This window comes from Kitasatospora sp. NPDC018058 (assembly GCF_044327205.1).
Classification (GTDB): Bacteria; Actinomycetota; Actinomycetes; order Streptomycetales; family Streptomycetaceae; genus Kitasatospora.
The window spans coordinates 137,043-152,357 of record NZ_JBIRFA010000013.1; the positions used below are offsets into that span (position 1 = coordinate 137,043).

14 protein-coding genes and 3 tRNA genes are annotated in these 15,315 nt (G+C 73.3%); 1 reads left to right on the plus strand and 16 read right to left on the minus strand.

Translation table 11 applies throughout. The annotated features are described in order from the left end of the window. Window positions 1-6: 6 nt before the first annotated feature. From ACH4E7_RS20180 to ACH4E7_RS20210, 7 genes are all read right to left on the minus strand, one after another. The gene (locus ACH4E7_RS20180) at window positions 7-903 is read right to left on the minus strand and encodes a helix-hairpin-helix domain-containing protein (RefSeq protein WP_396250378.1); all 897 of its coding nucleotides are present in this window, start codon (window positions 901-903) and stop codon (window positions 7-9) included. Window positions 904-1,036: 133 nt separating this feature from the next. Next, on the minus strand, window positions 1,037-1,882 hold the full coding sequence (locus tag ACH4E7_RS20185) for a DegV family protein (RefSeq protein WP_396250379.1): 846 nt from the start codon (window positions 1,880-1,882) through the stop codon (window positions 1,037-1,039). A 71-nt stretch (window positions 1,883-1,953) separates the two neighbouring features. After that, complete coding sequence (locus ACH4E7_RS20190) at window positions 1,954-2,757, minus strand: hypothetical protein (protein ID WP_396250380.1); 804 nt, start codon at window positions 2,755-2,757, stop codon at window positions 1,954-1,956. Window positions 2,758-3,024: 267 nt separating this feature from the next. After that, window positions 3,025-5,910: a leucine--tRNA ligase gene (gene leuS, locus ACH4E7_RS20195; RefSeq protein ID WP_396250381.1), complete on the minus strand. Its 2,886-nt coding sequence runs from the start codon at window positions 5,908-5,910 to the stop codon at window positions 3,025-3,027. Window positions 5,911-6,245: 335 nt separating this feature from the next. Further along, window positions 6,246-7,541, minus strand: a complete 1,296-nt coding sequence (locus ACH4E7_RS20200; RefSeq protein WP_396250382.1) for a hypothetical protein — start codon at window positions 7,539-7,541, stop codon at window positions 6,246-6,248. A gap of 97 nt (window positions 7,542-7,638) precedes the next feature. Further along, window positions 7,639-7,711 (minus strand) — tRNA-Ala (locus tag ACH4E7_RS20205). A 126-nt stretch (window positions 7,712-7,837) separates the two neighbouring features. Next, on the minus strand, window positions 7,838-9,286 hold the full coding sequence (locus ACH4E7_RS20210; RefSeq protein ID WP_396250383.1) for an MFS transporter: 1,449 nt from the start codon (window positions 9,284-9,286) through the stop codon (window positions 7,838-7,840). Between the two features lie 103 nt (window positions 9,287-9,389). On the opposite strand from ACH4E7_RS20210, the gene ACH4E7_RS20215 reads away from it, so the two are divergent. Beyond that, a complete protein-coding gene (locus ACH4E7_RS20215) occupies window positions 9,390-10,289 on the plus strand; it encodes a helix-turn-helix transcriptional regulator (protein WP_396250384.1) in 900 nt (299 codons plus the stop codon). A 61-nt stretch (window positions 10,290-10,350) separates the two neighbouring features. Here ACH4E7_RS20215 and ACH4E7_RS20220 read toward each other — a convergent pair. The 9 genes from ACH4E7_RS20220 to ACH4E7_RS20260 all read right to left on the minus strand — a co-directional run bounded on the left by ACH4E7_RS20220 (window position 10,351) and on the right by ACH4E7_RS20260 (window position 15,276). Next, window positions 10,351-10,423 (minus strand) — tRNA-Ala (locus tag ACH4E7_RS20220). 57 nt (window positions 10,424-10,480) lie between these two features. Next, window positions 10,481-10,553: transfer RNA gene (locus tag ACH4E7_RS20225), tRNA-Ala, on the minus strand. Between the two features lie 276 nt (window positions 10,554-10,829). After that, window positions 10,830-11,477 carry a histidine phosphatase family protein gene (locus ACH4E7_RS20230; RefSeq protein WP_396250453.1) on the minus strand — a complete coding sequence of 216 codons (648 nt, stop codon included), beginning with the start codon at window positions 11,475-11,477 and terminating at the stop codon, window positions 10,830-10,832. Further along, complete coding sequence (gene rsfS / locus ACH4E7_RS20235) at window positions 11,474-11,932, minus strand: ribosome silencing factor (protein ID WP_396250385.1); 459 nt, start codon at window positions 11,930-11,932, stop codon at window positions 11,474-11,476. Before rsfS ends, ACH4E7_RS20230 begins: the two co-directional genes overlap by 4 nt. A 151-nt stretch (window positions 11,933-12,083) precedes the next feature. Next, a complete protein-coding gene (locus ACH4E7_RS20240) occupies window positions 12,084-13,856 on the minus strand; it encodes an LCP family protein (protein WP_396250386.1) in 1,773 nt (590 codons plus the stop codon). After that, complete coding sequence (locus tag ACH4E7_RS20245; RefSeq protein ID WP_396250387.1) at window positions 13,853-14,011, minus strand: hypothetical protein; 159 nt, start codon at window positions 14,009-14,011, stop codon at window positions 13,853-13,855. The genes ACH4E7_RS20240 and ACH4E7_RS20245 overlap by 4 nt, the downstream gene beginning before the upstream one ends. Window positions 14,012-14,024: 13 nt before the next feature. Continuing rightward, a complete protein-coding gene (gene nadD, locus ACH4E7_RS20250; protein ID WP_355669509.1) occupies window positions 14,025-14,657 on the minus strand; it encodes a nicotinate-nucleotide adenylyltransferase in 633 nt (210 codons plus the stop codon). A 124-nt stretch (window positions 14,658-14,781) separates the two neighbouring features. Next, on the minus strand, window positions 14,782-14,937 hold the full coding sequence (locus ACH4E7_RS20255) for a hypothetical protein (RefSeq protein WP_355669510.1): 156 nt from the start codon (window positions 14,935-14,937) through the stop codon (window positions 14,782-14,784). A gap of 192 nt (window positions 14,938-15,129) precedes the next feature. Next, the gene (locus ACH4E7_RS20260) at window positions 15,130-15,276 is read right to left on the minus strand and encodes a hypothetical protein (protein WP_396250388.1); all 147 of its coding nucleotides are present in this window, start codon (window positions 15,274-15,276) and stop codon (window positions 15,130-15,132) included. Window positions 15,277-15,315: the final 39 nt, after the last annotated feature.

Here is a 15,315-nt window from a genome sequence, read left to right on the forward strand (position 1 = left end):
AGAACGTCAGAGCGTCAGCAGCGGACGGAGTTCCGCGAAGGTCCGGGCACCGATGCCGCTGACCTGTCGGAGCTGGTCGACCGTACGGAAGGAGCCGTGCGAGGTGCGGTAGGCGAGGATGCGCTGGGCGAGAGTCGGACCGACGCCCGGGAGGGTGTCGAGCTGTTCGAGGGTGGCGCGGTTGAGGCTGACGGGTGGTCGGGGCGTGCCGCCCCCGGGAGGCCCGTTGGCGCCACCGGAGACCTGGACGGGAGCCGGGGCCTGCTCGCCGACCAGGATCTGCTCACCATCCGTCAGGACCCGGGCCAGGTTGAGGCCCCTGGTGTCCGTCTCCGGCAGCGGACCGCCCGCCGCCCGTAGGGCGTCCGCCACCCGGGAGCCGCCCGGCAGGGTGTGCAGGCCGGGCAGGTGGACCCGCCCGCCGACGTCGATCACGACGGCGGCATCGGCCCCCGGGCCCGCAGCGGCCTCGGGCGGACCGGCTCCGGAACCGGTCCCGGAGCCGGCCGAGACATCGCCCGAGGGCGTGCCCGGCTCCGCCGGCGCCGAGGCCAACGCCGGAACCGCCACCGACTCCGGCCTGGCCAGCCAGAAGTGCTGCACGGCGTAGCCCACCGCGAACAGCAGCAGGATCACCAGCCCGGCCACCGCCCGCCGGTCGAGCGCCAGTGCCGTGGCGAACCGCAGCCGCCCGCCACCCGGGGGCGGATCGGCGAGGTCCACCGCCGCCGACGGCGCCGTCTCGACGGGCGGCGGCGGAGAAGTCCCCGAGGGCGGAGAAGTCCCCGAGGAGGAGCCGCCCACCGGCTCGTCGTCCGCCGTCGGCAGCAGCGCCGCCATTCGCAGCCGCACCGTCTCGTTGATCGCTTGGCGCTTCGCCGCGCCCAGGCCCAAAGTCGTCATGGCGAGGACGCTAGGAGCCCGGAGGGCCGCCCGCGGAAATCACCGGAACCCTGTGGATAACTTGGGGGTTGTGGATAAAAAACGTCACTCACACGCGTGAGGGGCACCCGCGGAAATTGACCGGACGGCCGCCTCAGCGCGGCGCGACCACCACCGCGAGCAGGCCCGGCCCGACGTGCGCGCCGATCACCGCCCCCACCTCGCCCACGTACAGTTCCCGCAGCCCCGGTACCCGCGCCCGCAGCCGCTCCGCGAGCGGCTCGGCCCGGTCCTCGGCCGCCAGGTGGTGAACGGTGATGTCCACCTCGCCCTCCCCCGACCGCTCGACCGCGAGCTCCTCCAGCCGCGCGATCGCCCGCGAGGCCGTCCGCACCTTCTCCAGCGGCTCGATCCGCCCGCCGTCCAGGTGCAGCAGCGGCTTGACCGCCAGCGCCGACCCGAGCAGCGCCCGCGCCGACCCGATCCGTCCGCCCCGGCGCAGGTGCTCCAGGGTGTCCACGTAGAAGAACCCGCTGGTCCCGGCCGCCCGTCGCTCCGCCGCCCCGGCCGCCCCGGCCAGGCCCTGACCGGCCTCGATCGCCTCGGCCGCCGCCAGCACCCCGTATCCGAGGGCCATGCCGACCAGTCGGCTGTCCACCACCCGCACGGGTACGGGCGCCTCGGCGGCCGCCAGACGGGCGGCCTCGACCGTGCCGGACAGTTCGCCGGAGATGTGCACCGAGACGATCCCCTTCGCCCCGGCCTCGGCGGCCGCGCGGTAGGTGGCGGCGAAGGTCTCCGGGTTGGGTCGGGAGGTGGTCACCCGCTGCTTGGCGCGCAGTGCCTCGGCGACGTCCTTCGGGGAGATCTCGACGCCCTCGCAGAGGACCGAGTCCCCGACCGCGACGCTCAGCGGGACCACCGTGATCCCGTGCCGATCGAGAGCCGCCTGCGGCAGATAGGCCGTCGAATCGGTGACAAGTGCGAGGTCGGAGGGCATGAGGCGGAGGTTACTCCCCGTTCGTCCGGGAGGACAGCGCTCTTCCCGGCGCACCGGGAGGACGCGGTGACTCAGCCCGCCGAGGGCCCCGTCGACGGCTTGCGCAGCCGCTGCGCCAGCTTCGCCAGCGGTTCGGCCAGCCCGAGCAACTCCTCCGCGCTCGGCCGCCCCTTCCCGTCCGTCAGCCCGGCCCGAGCCGCACCCGCCGACGAACCGACGCCGGCACCCGCACCCGCACCCGCACCCGCACGCGCACCCGCCGACGAACCGACGCCGGACGAGGACCCCGCACCGGACGAGGGCCCCGCAGAACCCGCCCCGGCGGTGTCCCAGTGCCGCAGCGCCCCCGCCTCGCTCTCGCACTCCTGGCTCAGCCGGCCCAGCTCGTCGTCCGCGAACCGGCGCATCCGGTCCTGCGCCGCCCACCGCATGGTCTCCGCCGAGTGGGTGATCCGCTCCGCCCGCTCCCGCAGCTCCGGCAGCTTGGCCGCGATCCGCGCGGTGTCCGGCTCGCGCTCCAGCATCCGCAGCTCGCCGTCCAGCTCCGCCGCGTGGGCGTCGAGCCGGGTCAGCAGCGCGAGGGCCTCGCCGAGCTGGCCGTCCTGCGCCAGCCCGCTCTCCAGCACCTGCCGGGTGCCGTCCAGGGCGGTCCGCAGCTTGAGCCGGACGGTGGCGATCTGCGCGGGCGGGCCGACCTTGGTGTACGTCTTCGCCTTGAGGGTGGCGGTCTCGACGGCGCGCCGGGCGTTGGCCTCGTGCCTCCCGACCTTCTCGGCGACCGTCTTGGCCGCCTTGACCGTGCCGGCCACGGCCAGGACCAGCACCGCGATCCCGAAGAGCAGGACCAAGCCGATCATCACGCCGAACACGTCCATCGCGCGCCACCTTCCGCCACCGGGTCGGCCCCCACCGGGCCCAACGCGGGCCGCACTGCCGAGGGTTCCACCGTAGCCCCCGCACCCGGCCCGGGGCCGGTCCGAACAGGCCCGACGGGCGGAGATCAGGGACAGATCCGGGATCTCCCCGAGGGCCCGGGACCAAGGCCCCGCGAGCCACCGGGAAGCCCGCGGCAAAAGCACCGGGCGGGTGCCCCGAAGGACACCCGCCCGATCACACCGGCCCGGCCGGCCTCACCCGGACCCTCAGCCGGTGACGATGTTCACCAGCTTCGGCGCCCGCGCGATCACCTTCCGCACCGCCGCGTCGCCGATCGCCGCGACCACCGCCGGGTCGGCCAGCGCCAGCGCCTCCAGCTCGGCGTCCGAGATGCTCGGCGCGACCTCCAGCCGGGCCTTCACCTTGCCCTTGATCTGCACCACGCAGGTCACCGTCTCGTCGACCACGTACGCCGGGTCGGCGACCGGGTAGTCGGCGTGCGCCAGCGACTCGCCGTGGCCCAGGCGGCGCCACAGCTCCTCGGCGATGTGCGGGGCCAGCGGCGCGACCATCAGGACCAGCTGCTCGGCCACCGCCCGCGGCGTGGAGCCGCGCTTGACCAGGTAGTTGTTCAGCTCGATCGCCTTGGCGACGGCCGTGTTGAAGCGCAGCCCGGCCATGTCGCCGCGGATGCCGTCGATCGCCTTGTGCAGGGCGCGCAGGGTCGCCTCGTCCGGCTGCTCCTCGGTGACGACCAGTTCACCGGTGGTCTCCGAGACGACGTTGCGCCACAGCCGCTGCAGGAAGCGGTACGAGCCGACGACGGCCCGGGTGTCCCAGGGGCGGGAGACGTCCAGCGGGCCCATGGACATCTCGTACAGGCGCAGGGTGTCCGCGCCGTACTCGTCGGCGATGTCGTCCGGGGCGACGGCGTTCTTCAGGGACTTGCCCATCTTGCCGGCCTCGCGCTTGACCGGCTCGCCCTGCCAGAAGTACTTGCCGTCGCGCTCCTCGACCTCGGCGGCGGGCACCGGGAAACCGCGCTCGTCGCGGTAGACGTCCGCGGTGATCATGCCCTGGTTGAACAGCTTGTGGAACGGCTCGACCGAGGAGACGTGGCCCAGGTCGTGCAGCACCTTGTGCCAGAAGCGCGCGTACAGCAGGTGCAGCACGGCGTGCTCGGCGCCGCCGACGTACAGGTCGGCGCCGCCGGCCGGCTTGGCCGCGGTGGGGCCCAGCCAGTACCGCTCGTTGGCCGGGTCGACGACGGCCTCGGTGTCGGTCGGGTCGACGTAGCGCAGGTCGTACCAGCACGAACCCGCCCAGTTGGGCATGGTGTTGGTCTCGCGGCGGTACTTCTTGACGCCGTCGCCCAGGTCCAGCTCGACGTCGACCCAGGCCTCGTTGCGCGACAGCGGGGTCTCCGGCGAGGAGTCCGCGTCGTACGGGTCGTAGGTGCGCGGCGAGTAGTCGTCGACCTCGGGGACCTCGACCGGCAGCATCGACTCGGGCAGCGCGTGCATCACGCCGTCCTCGTCGTAGACGATCGGGAAGGGCTCGCCCCAGTACCGCTGACGGCTGAACAGCCAGTCGCGCAGGCGGTAGTTGACGGTGCCCTCGCCGATGCCGCGCTCGGCCAGCCAGGCGGTGACGGCGGCCTTGGCGTCGACCACGCTCAGCCCGTCCAGCGACAGATCGCCTTCGGAGCGGGCGGAGTTGACGATGACGGAGTCGTAGGTGTCGAACGCGTCGTCCCAGGCGGCCGGGTCCTGGCCGCGCCCGTCGGTCGGCTCGACGACGCAGCGCATCGGCAGGGCGAAGGCGCGGGCGAACGCGAAGTCGCGGTGGTCGTGGGCGGGGACGGCCATGATGGCGCCGGTGCCGTAGCCCATCAGCACGTAGTCGGCGATGAACACCGGGACGGACTCGCCGCTGACCGGGTTGACGGCGTAGGCGCCGGTGAAGACGCCGGTCTTGACCTTGGCCTCGACCTGCCGCTCGACGTCCGACTTGGCGGCGGCCGCGGCGCGGTAGGCGGCGACGGCCTCGGCGGGGGTGGCGGCGCCGCCGGTCCACTCGGCGGGCACACCCTCCGGCCAGGCGGCGGGGACGATGGAGTCGACCAGGCCGTGCTCGGGCGCCAGCACCATGTAGGTGGCGCCGAACAGGGTGTCGGGCCGGGTGGTGAAGACGGTGATCTTGCCGGCGTCGACGGCGAAGTCGACCCGGGCGCCCTCGGAGCGGCCGATCCAGTTGCGCTGCTGCAGCTTGATGGCCTCGGGCCAGTCCAGCAGGTCCAGGTCGGCGATCAGGCGGTCGGAGTACGCGGTGATGCGCATCATCCACTGGCGCAGGTTGGACTTGAACACCGGGAAGTTGCCGCGCTCGGAGCGGCCGTCCGCGGTGACCTCCTCGTTGGCCAGCACGGTGCCCAGGCCCGGGCACCAGTTGACCGGCACCTCCTTGGCGTAGGCCAGCCGGTACTCGCCCAGGACCTCGTCGCGCTCCGCGGCCGACAGCTCCGCCCAGGCGCGCCCGCCCGGCACCTCACGCGAGCCGGACTCGAACCGGCCGACCAGCTCGGCGATCGGACGGGCCTTGCGCGCGTCCTCGTCGTACCAGGAGTTGAAGATCTGCAGGAAGATCCACTGGGTCCAGCGGTAGTAGTCCGGGTCGATCGTGGAGATCGAGCGGCGCGGGTCGTGGCCCAGGCCCAGCCGGCGCAGCTGCTGGCGCATGTTGGCGATGTTGGCCTCGGTGGAGACCCGCGGGTGGGTGCCGGTCTGCACCGCGTACTGCTCGGCGGGCAGGCCGAAGGCGTCGTAGCCCAGCGTGTGCAGCACGTTGTGGCCGGTCATCCGCTGGTAGCGGGCGAACACGTCGGTGGCGATGTAGCCCAGCGGGTGGCCGACGTGCAGGCCCGCGCCCGAGGGGTACGGGAACATGTCCATGATGAAGCTGTGCGGCTTCGCGGCGACGTCCCCCGCGGCCGGGTCGGCCAGCGCACCGGTGGGGTTGGGGGCGTGGAAGGTGCCCTCCTTCTCCCAGAGGTCCTGCCAGCGGGACTCGATGTCCGCCGCCAGCGCGGCGCTGTACCGGAACGTCTCGGTCGCGGTCTCGGCCGCGCCGGACGCAGGGGTCGTCTCGCTCATGGTCCTTCAAGCTCCATCGGTGTCAGTTGGCGAACCGCGACGCGGCCGGCCCGTGGACCCGTCCCACGACGCGGGCGGGGGCGGAAAACAAAAAATCCCCTCGCAGGAGGGGATGCCACGCCGACTCCGGCACCGCCCGAAGGCGCGGCCAGTCCTGGTCAGCGCGGCCGGCTAAGGAGCAGGCGCACGGTTCGCATGGGCTCAGGGTACCGCAAGCAGGTCAGGGCACTCCCGGCCGTACCGCACGGCGGGCGCCCCGCGCCGGGCCCGGCCCACCACACCGTGCCGAGCCCGGATCCCCGCGCCGGACCGCGCCGCGCCGTGCCGGACCGGGATCACCGCGCCGCCGCCCGCCCCGCCGCGTCGAAGTCCCGCAACGCCTTCGCCAGCCGCTCCGACTGCATCCCCGCCGCCAGCGAGCGCGCCTGCGCCACGGTACGGGCGGCCTCGCGCTGGTCGCCGAGCCTCCGGTGGGCCTCGGCGAGGCGGACCATCAGCAGCGCCTTGGACCGCGCCCGCCCCGGCCCGAGCCCGGCGACGGCCTCGGCGAGCAGCGGCTTGGCCATCCGGCACCGGCCGAGCGCCAACCGCCCCTCCCCCACCATCCCGGCGAGGTCGGCCCGGGCCTCCTCGGTGCCGGGCACGCCGTCCAGTTCGGCGAAGGCCCGGACGGCAGCCGCCTCGGCCTGCTCGGCCTCGCCGCGGCGGCCGTGGGCGCGGGAGATCCGGCCGAGCTGACGGGCCCGGGAGGTGGGGCTGAGCGCGGGGCCGTGGGTCTCCAGGGCGGTGCGCAGCGCGGAGACGGCGTCCAGGCCCCGCCCGCCGGCGCCCTGGGTGGCGAGCACCACCAGTGCGCCGAGCCCGGCGACGCCGAGCCGGGGGTCGCCGCTGACATGGGCGGCCCGCAGCGCGGCGACGAAGGCCCGTTGGGCGGCCGCGTCGTGGCCGAGGTCGTAGGCGGCCCAGCCGGCCAGCCGGGCGAGCCTGCTGGCCGTCCCGTACAGCTCACGGCCCAGCCGTTCGTCGTACGCGCCGAGCTCCAACAGCTTGGCGAGCATCGCGAGTTCGGCCCGGGTGGGGCCGAGGACGAGGCCGCCGCCGCAGGAGCGTTCGAGTCGCTGCTTGCTACGGAAGGACAGGCCCAGTTCGCCGACCAGTCCGGCGTCGATGCGCAGCGCGCCCTCGCCGCCGCCGACCGGCGGGGGCGGCGAGGCGAGCCGTTCGGCGGCGTGGTCGAGGTCGGCGCTGCGGAAGAGGTCGGTGAGGCGGACGGGCCCGGCGTCGGTGGCGGCCTCGCGCAGGGCGGTCTGGGCGGTGTCGGCGGTCCACGGGTCGGTGAGCAGCCGGGGCGAAAGGATCTTGGCGCCACGGTGGCCACCCATCCGGCCCCAGAGCTGCTCGTAGGTGACGGCGATGCCCAGGGTGCGACTGAGCACCTCGCAGACGGTCTGGTCGTGCGGGCTGCGCGGCACCATGCCGCGGTCGCGCCACTTGTAGGGGGCGGTGGAGCTGATGGCCAGGCCCGGCGGCAGGGCGAGGCTGACCTCGCGGGCCAGCCGTTCCGGACTCCAGCCGAGCTGGTGCAGTATCCGGGCCAGCTCCTCGTTCCGCCTTCGCTGCAGATCGGCCATGGCACGACGGTAGCGGTCTTTCCCGCCCGTCCGCCGATGGCATGGACACAACGGCGAAGAGCCGCCCCCCGTGACGGGAGGCGGCTCTTGATCACTGTGGAGCTATGGGGAATTGAACCCCAGACCTCTTGCATGCCATGCAAGCGCTCTACCAACTGAGCTATAGCCCCTTGACCTGCGATGTCACCGGGTTTCTCGGCCGTTTCCGTCCGTTTCCCTCGGCGACATCGACTACTTTACACGGTCCGGGGCGTGCTCCAGAAATCCGTTTCCCGAGGTGCGGGCCACGGGGAGGATCAGGGCCCCCGGCGCACCGCCCGCCGGCTGCGCGCGGCGAAGCCCGAGGCCAGCAGCACCCCGACGGCATTGACCGCCAGGGTGACCTCCAGCGCGTGCCCCGACTCGGCGGCCGGCGCCGGCAGGTCCACCTGCCCGAGGAACACCGAACCGAGCACCGCGACCCCGATCACCTGTCCGAGCTGGATGACCGTCACCATCACCCCGCTGGCATCGGCCGCGTCCTCGGGCGCCACCCCCGCGAGCGCCCGGGCGAACAGCGGCGCGTACGCGCAGCCGGCGGTCAGGCCGAGCGCGGCCATCTCCGCCAGCGGCACCGCCCCGATCTCCGAGCCGCCGCCGAGCAGCACCCCCAGCAGCAGGTAGCCGCCCCCGAGCAGCACCGCGGAGAGCACCGGCAGCAGCCCGTGCAGGCGGCCCGGCAACCGGTGCCAGTGCAGGCTGGCCAGCCCGAAGCCGACCGCGACGGGCGCCGAGCAGAGCCCGGCCCGCAGCGCGCTGTGACCGAGCGCGGCCTGCTGGTGCAGGGCGAAGGAGAACATGAAGCCCGAGAAGGCCGCCATGATCGCGAACAGTCCGGCCGCCGCCGGGCGCAGCCCGGGGGCGCGCAGCACCCGCCCGGAGATCAGCGGCTGCCCACCGCGCCGGGCTATGCCGCGTTCGACCACCACGAACAGGCCGAACAGCAGCACGCTGCCCGCGATCATCACCCAGCCCCAGGTCGGCCAGCCGAGTTCGTGGCCGAGCACCAACGGCACCACCAGCAGGCCGAGCGCCGCGCCCAGCACCACCAGGCCCGGGAGGTCGAAGCCGCGCGAGGCGTCGCCGGGCAGCCGCGGCAGCAGCCGGGCGCCGGCGGCCAGCAGCACCAGCCCGAGCGGCACGTTGACCAGGAACACCGGCCGCCACCCGGTGCCGAACAGGTCGGCGCTGACCAGCACCCCGCCGAGCACCTGCCCGAGCGCCATGCCGCCGGCCAGCACCGCCGAGTAGAGGCCGAGCGCCCGGGCGCGGGCGGCGCCGGTGAAGGTGCGCTGCAGCAGGCTCATCGCCTGCGGCACCATCAGCGCCGAGCCCGCGCCCTGGAGCAGCCGGAAGGCGATCAGCCAGCCGGTGCCCGGGGCGAGGCCGCAGGCCAGCGAGGTGGCGGTGAAGGCGGCCAGGCCGAGTTGGAACAGCCGGCTGTAGCCGTAGCGGGCGCCGAGCCGGGCGCCGGTGATCAGCAGGACCGCGTAGGCGATGGTGTAGCCGGCGATCACCAGTTGCAGCGCGGCGCCGGAGGCGCCGAGGTCGGTGCGGATGGTGGGCACCGCGACATTGACGATGGAAACATCGAGCACGGCCATGAACTGCCCGCACAGGACGAGCGCGAGGAGGAGCCCGGGCCGTACGGCCGGGGCCTCGCCGGTGCCTCCGACCACGCCGGGTCGGATCTGAAGGTCCGTCATGGCGGCCATCTTGGGGCCGTCCCGGTACTGGTGGTTAGAGCTTGCCGATCCTGGTACTGGCAGCACCTGTATCGCCCGGGCGCGCTGCGGCACGATGGACGGCATGACCGTGCTGGAGGAACTGCCCACCGCGGCGGGCGGCCGCGACCGCCGTCGAACCGAGCTGGCCCGTTTCCTGAAGGCCTGCCGGGCACGGGTCACCCCCGAGGACGTCGGCCTGCCGCCGGGACTGCGCCGCCGCACGCCGGGGCTGCGCCGCGAGGAGGTCGCACAGCTCGCCGGGGTCGGGGTCACCTGGTACACCTGGCTCGAACAGGGGCGTCCGATCAACGCCAGCGAGCAGGTGCTGCTGGCGGTGGCCCGGGCGCTGCGGCTGGACGGCACCGAGCGCGCGCACCTGTTCCGGCTGGCCGGGGCGGCCCCCTCGCCGCTCGCGCAGCCGGCCCCGCCGGAGCTGAGCCCGTCGATCCGGGTGATCCTGGACTCGCTCGCCCCGCTGCCGGCTGCCGTCTCCAACACCCGGTTCGACGTGCTGAGCTTCAACCAGCCGTACCGCTCGCTGTTCGGCACCGAGCGGATGCGCCCGTCCCAGGGGGTCTTCTTCAACAGCCTCTGGTGCATGCTGACCGCGCCGTCGTGCTGCAACCCGTGCCAGAACCCGGAGGAGACCCTGCCGCGGATGGTGGCGGTGCTGCGCTCGGCGTACGGCAAGCACGTCGGCGAGCCGGTCTGGGAGGCCCATGTGCAACGGCTGTCGGCGCGCAGCGAGCTGTTCCGGGAGCTGTGGGAGCGCCAGGAGGTGGCACCGCCGAAGACCCTGCTGCGGATCTTCCGCCACCCGGTGCTCGGTGTGATGCGGCTGGACGCCACCTATCTGACGATGCCGGGCGTGCCGGAGTGCTACATCGTGGTCTACGTCCCGGTGGCCGACCAGGACCGGGAGCGGGTCGAGGCGCTCAACTCGCTGCCGCCGGGCGGCTGGCAGCACACCTGCGTGTCCTGACCGCCTCCGGGCGGAACGCGAGAGGCCGCCACCCGGTGGGTGACGGCCTCTCGAACCACTGTGGAGCTATGGGGAATTGAACCCCAGACCTCTTGCATGCCATGCAAGCGCTCTACCAACTGAGCTATAGCCCCGCGACACGGACGACCCCGGCCCCTGAATTCCAACTGGCCACGACCGCCGATGCGGAGTGGAGCTATGGGGAATTGAACCCCAGACCTCTTGCATGCCATGCAAGCGCTCTACCAACTGAGCTATAGCCCCGCACTCACCGGATCTCCCGCTTCCCTTCCGGGCCGCGTTCCCTCCGTGCGAACGAGGAAGACTCTAGCCGGTCAGGCCCGGAACTGCGAAATCCGCGTCTTCCGGGCCCCCGCGACCGCTCCCCCGAGGCCAACCGGGGGATCCCCCCGAGGCCCCCGGAGAAGCCCCGGGGAAGCCCCGGGGAAGCAGCACGGAGAAGGCCCCCGGAAGCCTCCGGGGAGTCCCCGAAGCCCCCGAGGGCCCTCGTCGCCCGGGTGCCGACCCCGGCCGGAACCGTCAGGTGTCGTCGCCGATGACCGGCTGCGGGAGCGTACCCGCGTTGTGCTCCAGCAGCCGCCAGCCGCGCGCCCCCTTGCCGAGCACCGACCAGCAGCAGTTGGACAGCCCGCCGAAGCACTCCCACAGCGGCGGCTCCAGGCCCAGCAGCCGCCCCAGCATGGTGCGGATGGTGCCGCCGTGGCTGACCACGACCAGTGTGCCGCTCTCCGGCAGCTTGGCGGCGGCTTCCAGCACCACCGGCACCGAGCGGTCGGCGACCTCGGTGGACAGCTCGCCGCCACCGCGTCGCACCAGTTCCCCGGCCGCCCAGGCCACGTACTCCTCCGGGTAGCGCTCACGGATCTCGGCGTTGGTCAGCCCCTGCCAGGAGCCCGCGTAGGTCTCCCGCAGGCCCTCGTGGTGCTGCACGTCGAGCCCCGTGATGCGGGCCAGCTCCTCGGCGGTGCGCCGGGCGCGCTTGAGGTCCGAGGAGATCAGCAGGTCCGGGCGCAGGCCGGAGAGCAGCCGGGCCGCCCGCTGGGCCTGCAGGACGCCCTGGCCGGTCAGCTCGATGTCCGTCGTGCCCTGGAAACGCGATTCCAGGTTCCAGGAGGTCTGGCCGTGCCGCCAGAAGACGATGCGCGGACCGCGCGTCTCCCGGCTCAGTGCAGGTCCTCGGGCTTGCCGAAGTCGTCGGCCGGGGCGACGGCGTTGCCGGCCCCGTCGGTGATGGCGTCGGGGCGGTTGCGCGAGGCCATGGCGTCCTCGGGCAGCGGCAGCTCGGGGCAGTCCTTCCAGAGCCGGTCCAGCGAGTAGAAGGAGCGCTCCTCGGAGTGCTGGACGTGCACGACGATGTCCAGGTAGTCGAGCAGGATCCAGCGGCCCTCGCGCTCGCCCTCGCGGCGCACCGGCTTGATGTCCAGCTGCTCGCGCAGCTGGTCCTCGATCTCCTCGGCGATCGAGCGGACCTGGCGGTCGTTGTTCGCGGAGGCGATCAGGAAGGCGTCGGTGATCGACAGCACCTCGCTGACGTCGAAGGCGATGATGTTGTGCGCGAGCTTGTCGGCCGCCGCCTGCGCGGCGACGGTGATGAGCTGCTGGCTGTGGTCGGTGACGGTCACGGTGTTCTTCCGGCTCGGCGGCTTGGGGCGGCCCCGGCGAGCGGCCGGGGGTCGCCTTCCAGGATCTCACGCCGCCCCGGCGGCCCCGGAACCGTTTTCCGGGGCCGCTCGGGCCGGGCGAGGCCGATCGGGGCCGAACCGGGCCGCCGGCCTACTGCTTGGGCGGCTGGTAGTCCTTGCCCAGCACGACCACCAGGTCCGCGTTCTGGGCGTCGCCCACCTTCTTCACCGCCGAGTCCGGCAGCCCCAGGCTGGTCGCCAGCGACTTCGCCGCGGCCTGCCGGGCGTCGTCGGTGTAGCGGATCTCACTGGTGGCCTGCGCGGCGGTCTTGGCGCCGCCCGGGATGAAGGTCAGGCCCGAGTTGACGATCTGCACCTGGGCGGCGGCGGCGGCCGCGTCGTTGCCGGAGGCGTCCTGCAGCGAGACCCGGGCCGGAGCGTCGCCGGCCGCCGCGGACTTCACGGTGCCGCCGAGCACATCCTTGACCTGCTTGCCGGCGGTCGCCTCGTCCAGGCTGCCGTCCGGCTTGACGGTCAGCGCGGTGGTGCCGAAATGGCCGTCCTTCGCCTGCTGGGCGAGCTGGGCGAGCACCCCGGCCAGGGCGTCCTCGGGCAGCGAGGGGTCGAGCACCGCGTTCATCCGGTGCACGTCGTCCTTGGCGTCCTTGAACTCGGTCGGCATGGTGCGCACCACCGCGTCCATCACCTGCCCGAACCGGGCCAGCTGGGCGTCCCGGTTCTCGCCGGGCCCCTGCAGGGTGGCGTACGCGACCGCGGCCTTGCCGCTGAGCAGGACGTTCTTGCCCGCCGCGGACAGCAGCTTGCCGTCCGGCTTGCCGCCCTCGTGGGTCTCGGCGTTGGTGTCCACCCGGACACCGCCGAGCTGGGAGACCAGCAACTCCAGGTAGGGGGTGTCCAGCCGCCAGGTGCCCGCCACCGGGGCGCCCAGCACCGTGGACAGCCCGTCGCGGGTCGCCGAGGCGCCGATCGCGTCCATCGACTGGCCGACGGTGGTCACCGGCGGCTCGCCCGGTCCGGGCAGCCGCAGGTTGTCGGGCAGCAGCAGCACCGTGCCCTTGTGCCCGGAGGCGTCGTTGACCAGCAGCGCGCTGGACACCTTTCCCTGCAGGTCGCGCAGGTGGACGACGTTGACCTGGCGCCCGCCAGCCGCGGCGGCCGCGGTCGGCTTGTCGCCGGTGAACCACAGGTAGCCGCCGACGCCGCCCGCCACCAGCGCCACCACCACACCGAGGCCGACCAGCCGGCTGCGCAGCTTGCGGCGCCGCTCGGCGCGCACCTCGCTGCGGGACTCGGCGAACTTCAGCCAGTCGATGACGTCCTCGGTCTCCTCCGCCTCCTCGTCGACGAAGGTGAACTCGCCCGTGGTGTAGCTGTCCTTGGGCGCGCGGGAGCCGGCCTTGCCGGACCGGACCCCGGCGACCTGCTCGGACGGCGCCCCGGGCTTGGCCGGGGCCGCCTCGGCGGCCGGCCGGGGCGTGCGCGGACGCGGCAGCGGCACGGCGGCCGGAGCCGCGGGCTCAGCGGGCGCGGCGGGGGCGACGGCCTCGGGCTGCGGCTCGGCGACGACCGGCGCGGCCTGGTACGGCTGCTGGTACCCCTGGTGGTACGCCTGCTGCTGGTAGCCGCCGTACGGGTCCTGGGTGTACACGGGCTGCCCGTACTGGTCGTACTGCGGCTGCTCGTACCCCTGCTGCTGGTACCCCTGGTACCCCTGCTGGTAGCCCTGCTGCTGGTAGCCCTGCTGCTGGTGGCCGGTGAAAGCGCCCTGGCCGTACACCGGCTGCCCGTACTGGTCGTACTGCGGCTGCTCGTACCCCTGCTGCTGGTACCCCTGGTACGGCTGCTGGTACTGCCCGGTGGACCACTCCTCCGGCTGCTGCCCGTTGCCATTGCGCTCGCTCATGCGCCCACCTCGCTGCGCTCGGCGGCCGCTTCGCGAAACGCGCGCCCCTTGATGATTCGCTCACTGCGCTCGCTCATGCGCCCCACCTCGCTGCGCTCGGCGGCCGCTTCGCGAAACGCGCGCCCTTCGATGATTCGCTCGCTGCGCTCGCTCACTGACGCTCCTGGCTCAGGTCCCGTGCGGCGCGTACAGCGCCCGCTTGTCGATGTACCGCACCACGCCGTCCGGGACGAGGTACCAGACCGGCTCGCCCTTGGCGACCCGGTTGCGGCAGTCCGTGGAGGAGATGGCCAGCGCCGGGACCTCCACCAGGGAGACCCCGCCCACCGGAAGTCCGGCGTCCGACAGAGTGTGGCCCGGCCGGGTGCATCCGATGAAGTGGGCCAGCGAGAAGAGTTCGTCGGAGTCGCGCCAGGACAGGATCTGGGCGAGCGCGTCAGCGCCGGTGATGAAGAAGAGGTCGGCGTCCGGGTGCAGGGCGTGCAGGTCGCGCAGGGTGTCGACGGTGTAGGTCGGGCCCTCGCGGTCGATGTCGATCCGGCTGACCGAGAACTGCGGGTTCTCGGCGGTGGCGATGACCGTCATCAGGTAGCGGTCCTCGGCCGGGGTGACCTGCCGGTCGCTCTTCTGCCAGGGCTGCCCGGTCGGGACGAAGATCACCTCGTCCAGGTGGAACGCGCTCGCCACCTCACTGGCGGCGACCAGGTGTCCGTGGTGGATCGGGTCGAAGGTGCCGCCCATCACGCCGAGGCGCTTCTTCACCGGTTCCGGTCCGCCGGGAATCCCGGCCTGCTCTCCCATGCCGCCACACCTTACGCGACGCCCATCACGGTGCGGGAACGCTCGTGTGGGGGTTGCCCGCAGATGCGTGAGGGAGCGGCCGGCCCGCTGGCCGGACGCTCCCCGAGCGGTCCGTGGACGCGGCTCAGCGGTCCCGGTTGAAGCGGGTGGTGATGAAGAGCAGGAGCAGCAGGATGAACAGCGCGGCGCCACCCGTCAGGGCCGGGTTCAGGCTGTCGTGGTTGCCCCCCTCGCCCTCGGCGAGCAGGTTCAGGACGGGGAGTGCGGCAGCAGTGCTCATGGTCGGCGGGACCTTCTCGGCTCGGTGAACGGACCTGGGGGTTGTTCCGGGCCGGTGAGGGCCCACCCGTCATCGTACGGGGGGTTACACGGCAACCGCTCGGCGGCCCACCGCCACTGACCGGGCGTGAGCGAGCGGGCCGGACGAACCGTCGGGAGGGGGCGCGTGAGCCCGTGGACGGGAGGCGGCGCTCTACTGGCCGCGGAAGGCGCGGGCCATGATCCAGACCAGCAGGCCGATCCCGACGAAGGACGCGATCACGATGATCCGCAGGAACAGGCCCGGGCCGGGATCGTCGGAGATGGGGGCGGCCAGGCTGACCAGCGTGTCGGTGGACATCTGAGGGGCTCCTCGAACTGCTCGGTACCGCGGCCGGGT

Coding starts and splice junctions, on each gene's coding strand:
- ACH4E7_RS20180 (WP_396250378.1), bottom strand. CDS start 903: ATGACGACTTTGGGCCTGGGCGCGGCGAAGCGCCAAGCGATCAACGAG.
- ACH4E7_RS20185 (WP_396250379.1), bottom strand. CDS start 1,882: ATGCCCTCCGACCTCGCACTTGTCACCGATTCGACGGCCTATCTGCCG.
- ACH4E7_RS20190 (WP_396250380.1), bottom strand. CDS start 2,757: ATGGACGTGTTCGGCGTGATGATCGGCTTGGTCCTGCTCTTCGGGATC.
- leuS (WP_396250381.1), bottom strand. CDS start 5,910: ATGAGCGAGACGACCCCTGCGTCCGGCGCGGCCGAGACCGCGACCGAG.
- ACH4E7_RS20200 (WP_396250382.1), bottom strand. CDS start 7,541: ATGGCCGATCTGCAGCGAAGGCGGAACGAGGAGCTGGCCCGGATACTG.
- ACH4E7_RS20210 (WP_396250383.1), bottom strand. CDS start 9,286: ATGACGGACCTTCAGATCCGACCCGGCGTGGTCGGAGGCACCGGCGAG.
- ACH4E7_RS20215 (WP_396250384.1), top strand. CDS start 9,390: ATGACCGTGCTGGAGGAACTGCCCACCGCGGCGGGCGGCCGCGACCGC.
- ACH4E7_RS20240 (WP_396250386.1), bottom strand. CDS start 13,856: ATGAGCGAGCGCAATGGCAACGGGCAGCAGCCGGAGGAGTGGTCCACC.
- nadD (WP_355669509.1), bottom strand. CDS start 14,657: ATGGGAGAGCAGGCCGGGATTCCCGGCGGACCGGAACCGGTGAAGAAG.
- ACH4E7_RS20255 (WP_355669510.1), bottom strand. CDS start 14,937: ATGAGCACTGCTGCCGCACTCCCCGTCCTGAACCTGCTCGCCGAGGGC.
- ACH4E7_RS20260 (WP_396250388.1), bottom strand. CDS start 15,276: ATGTCCACCGACACGCTGGTCAGCCTGGCCGCCCCCATCTCCGACGAT.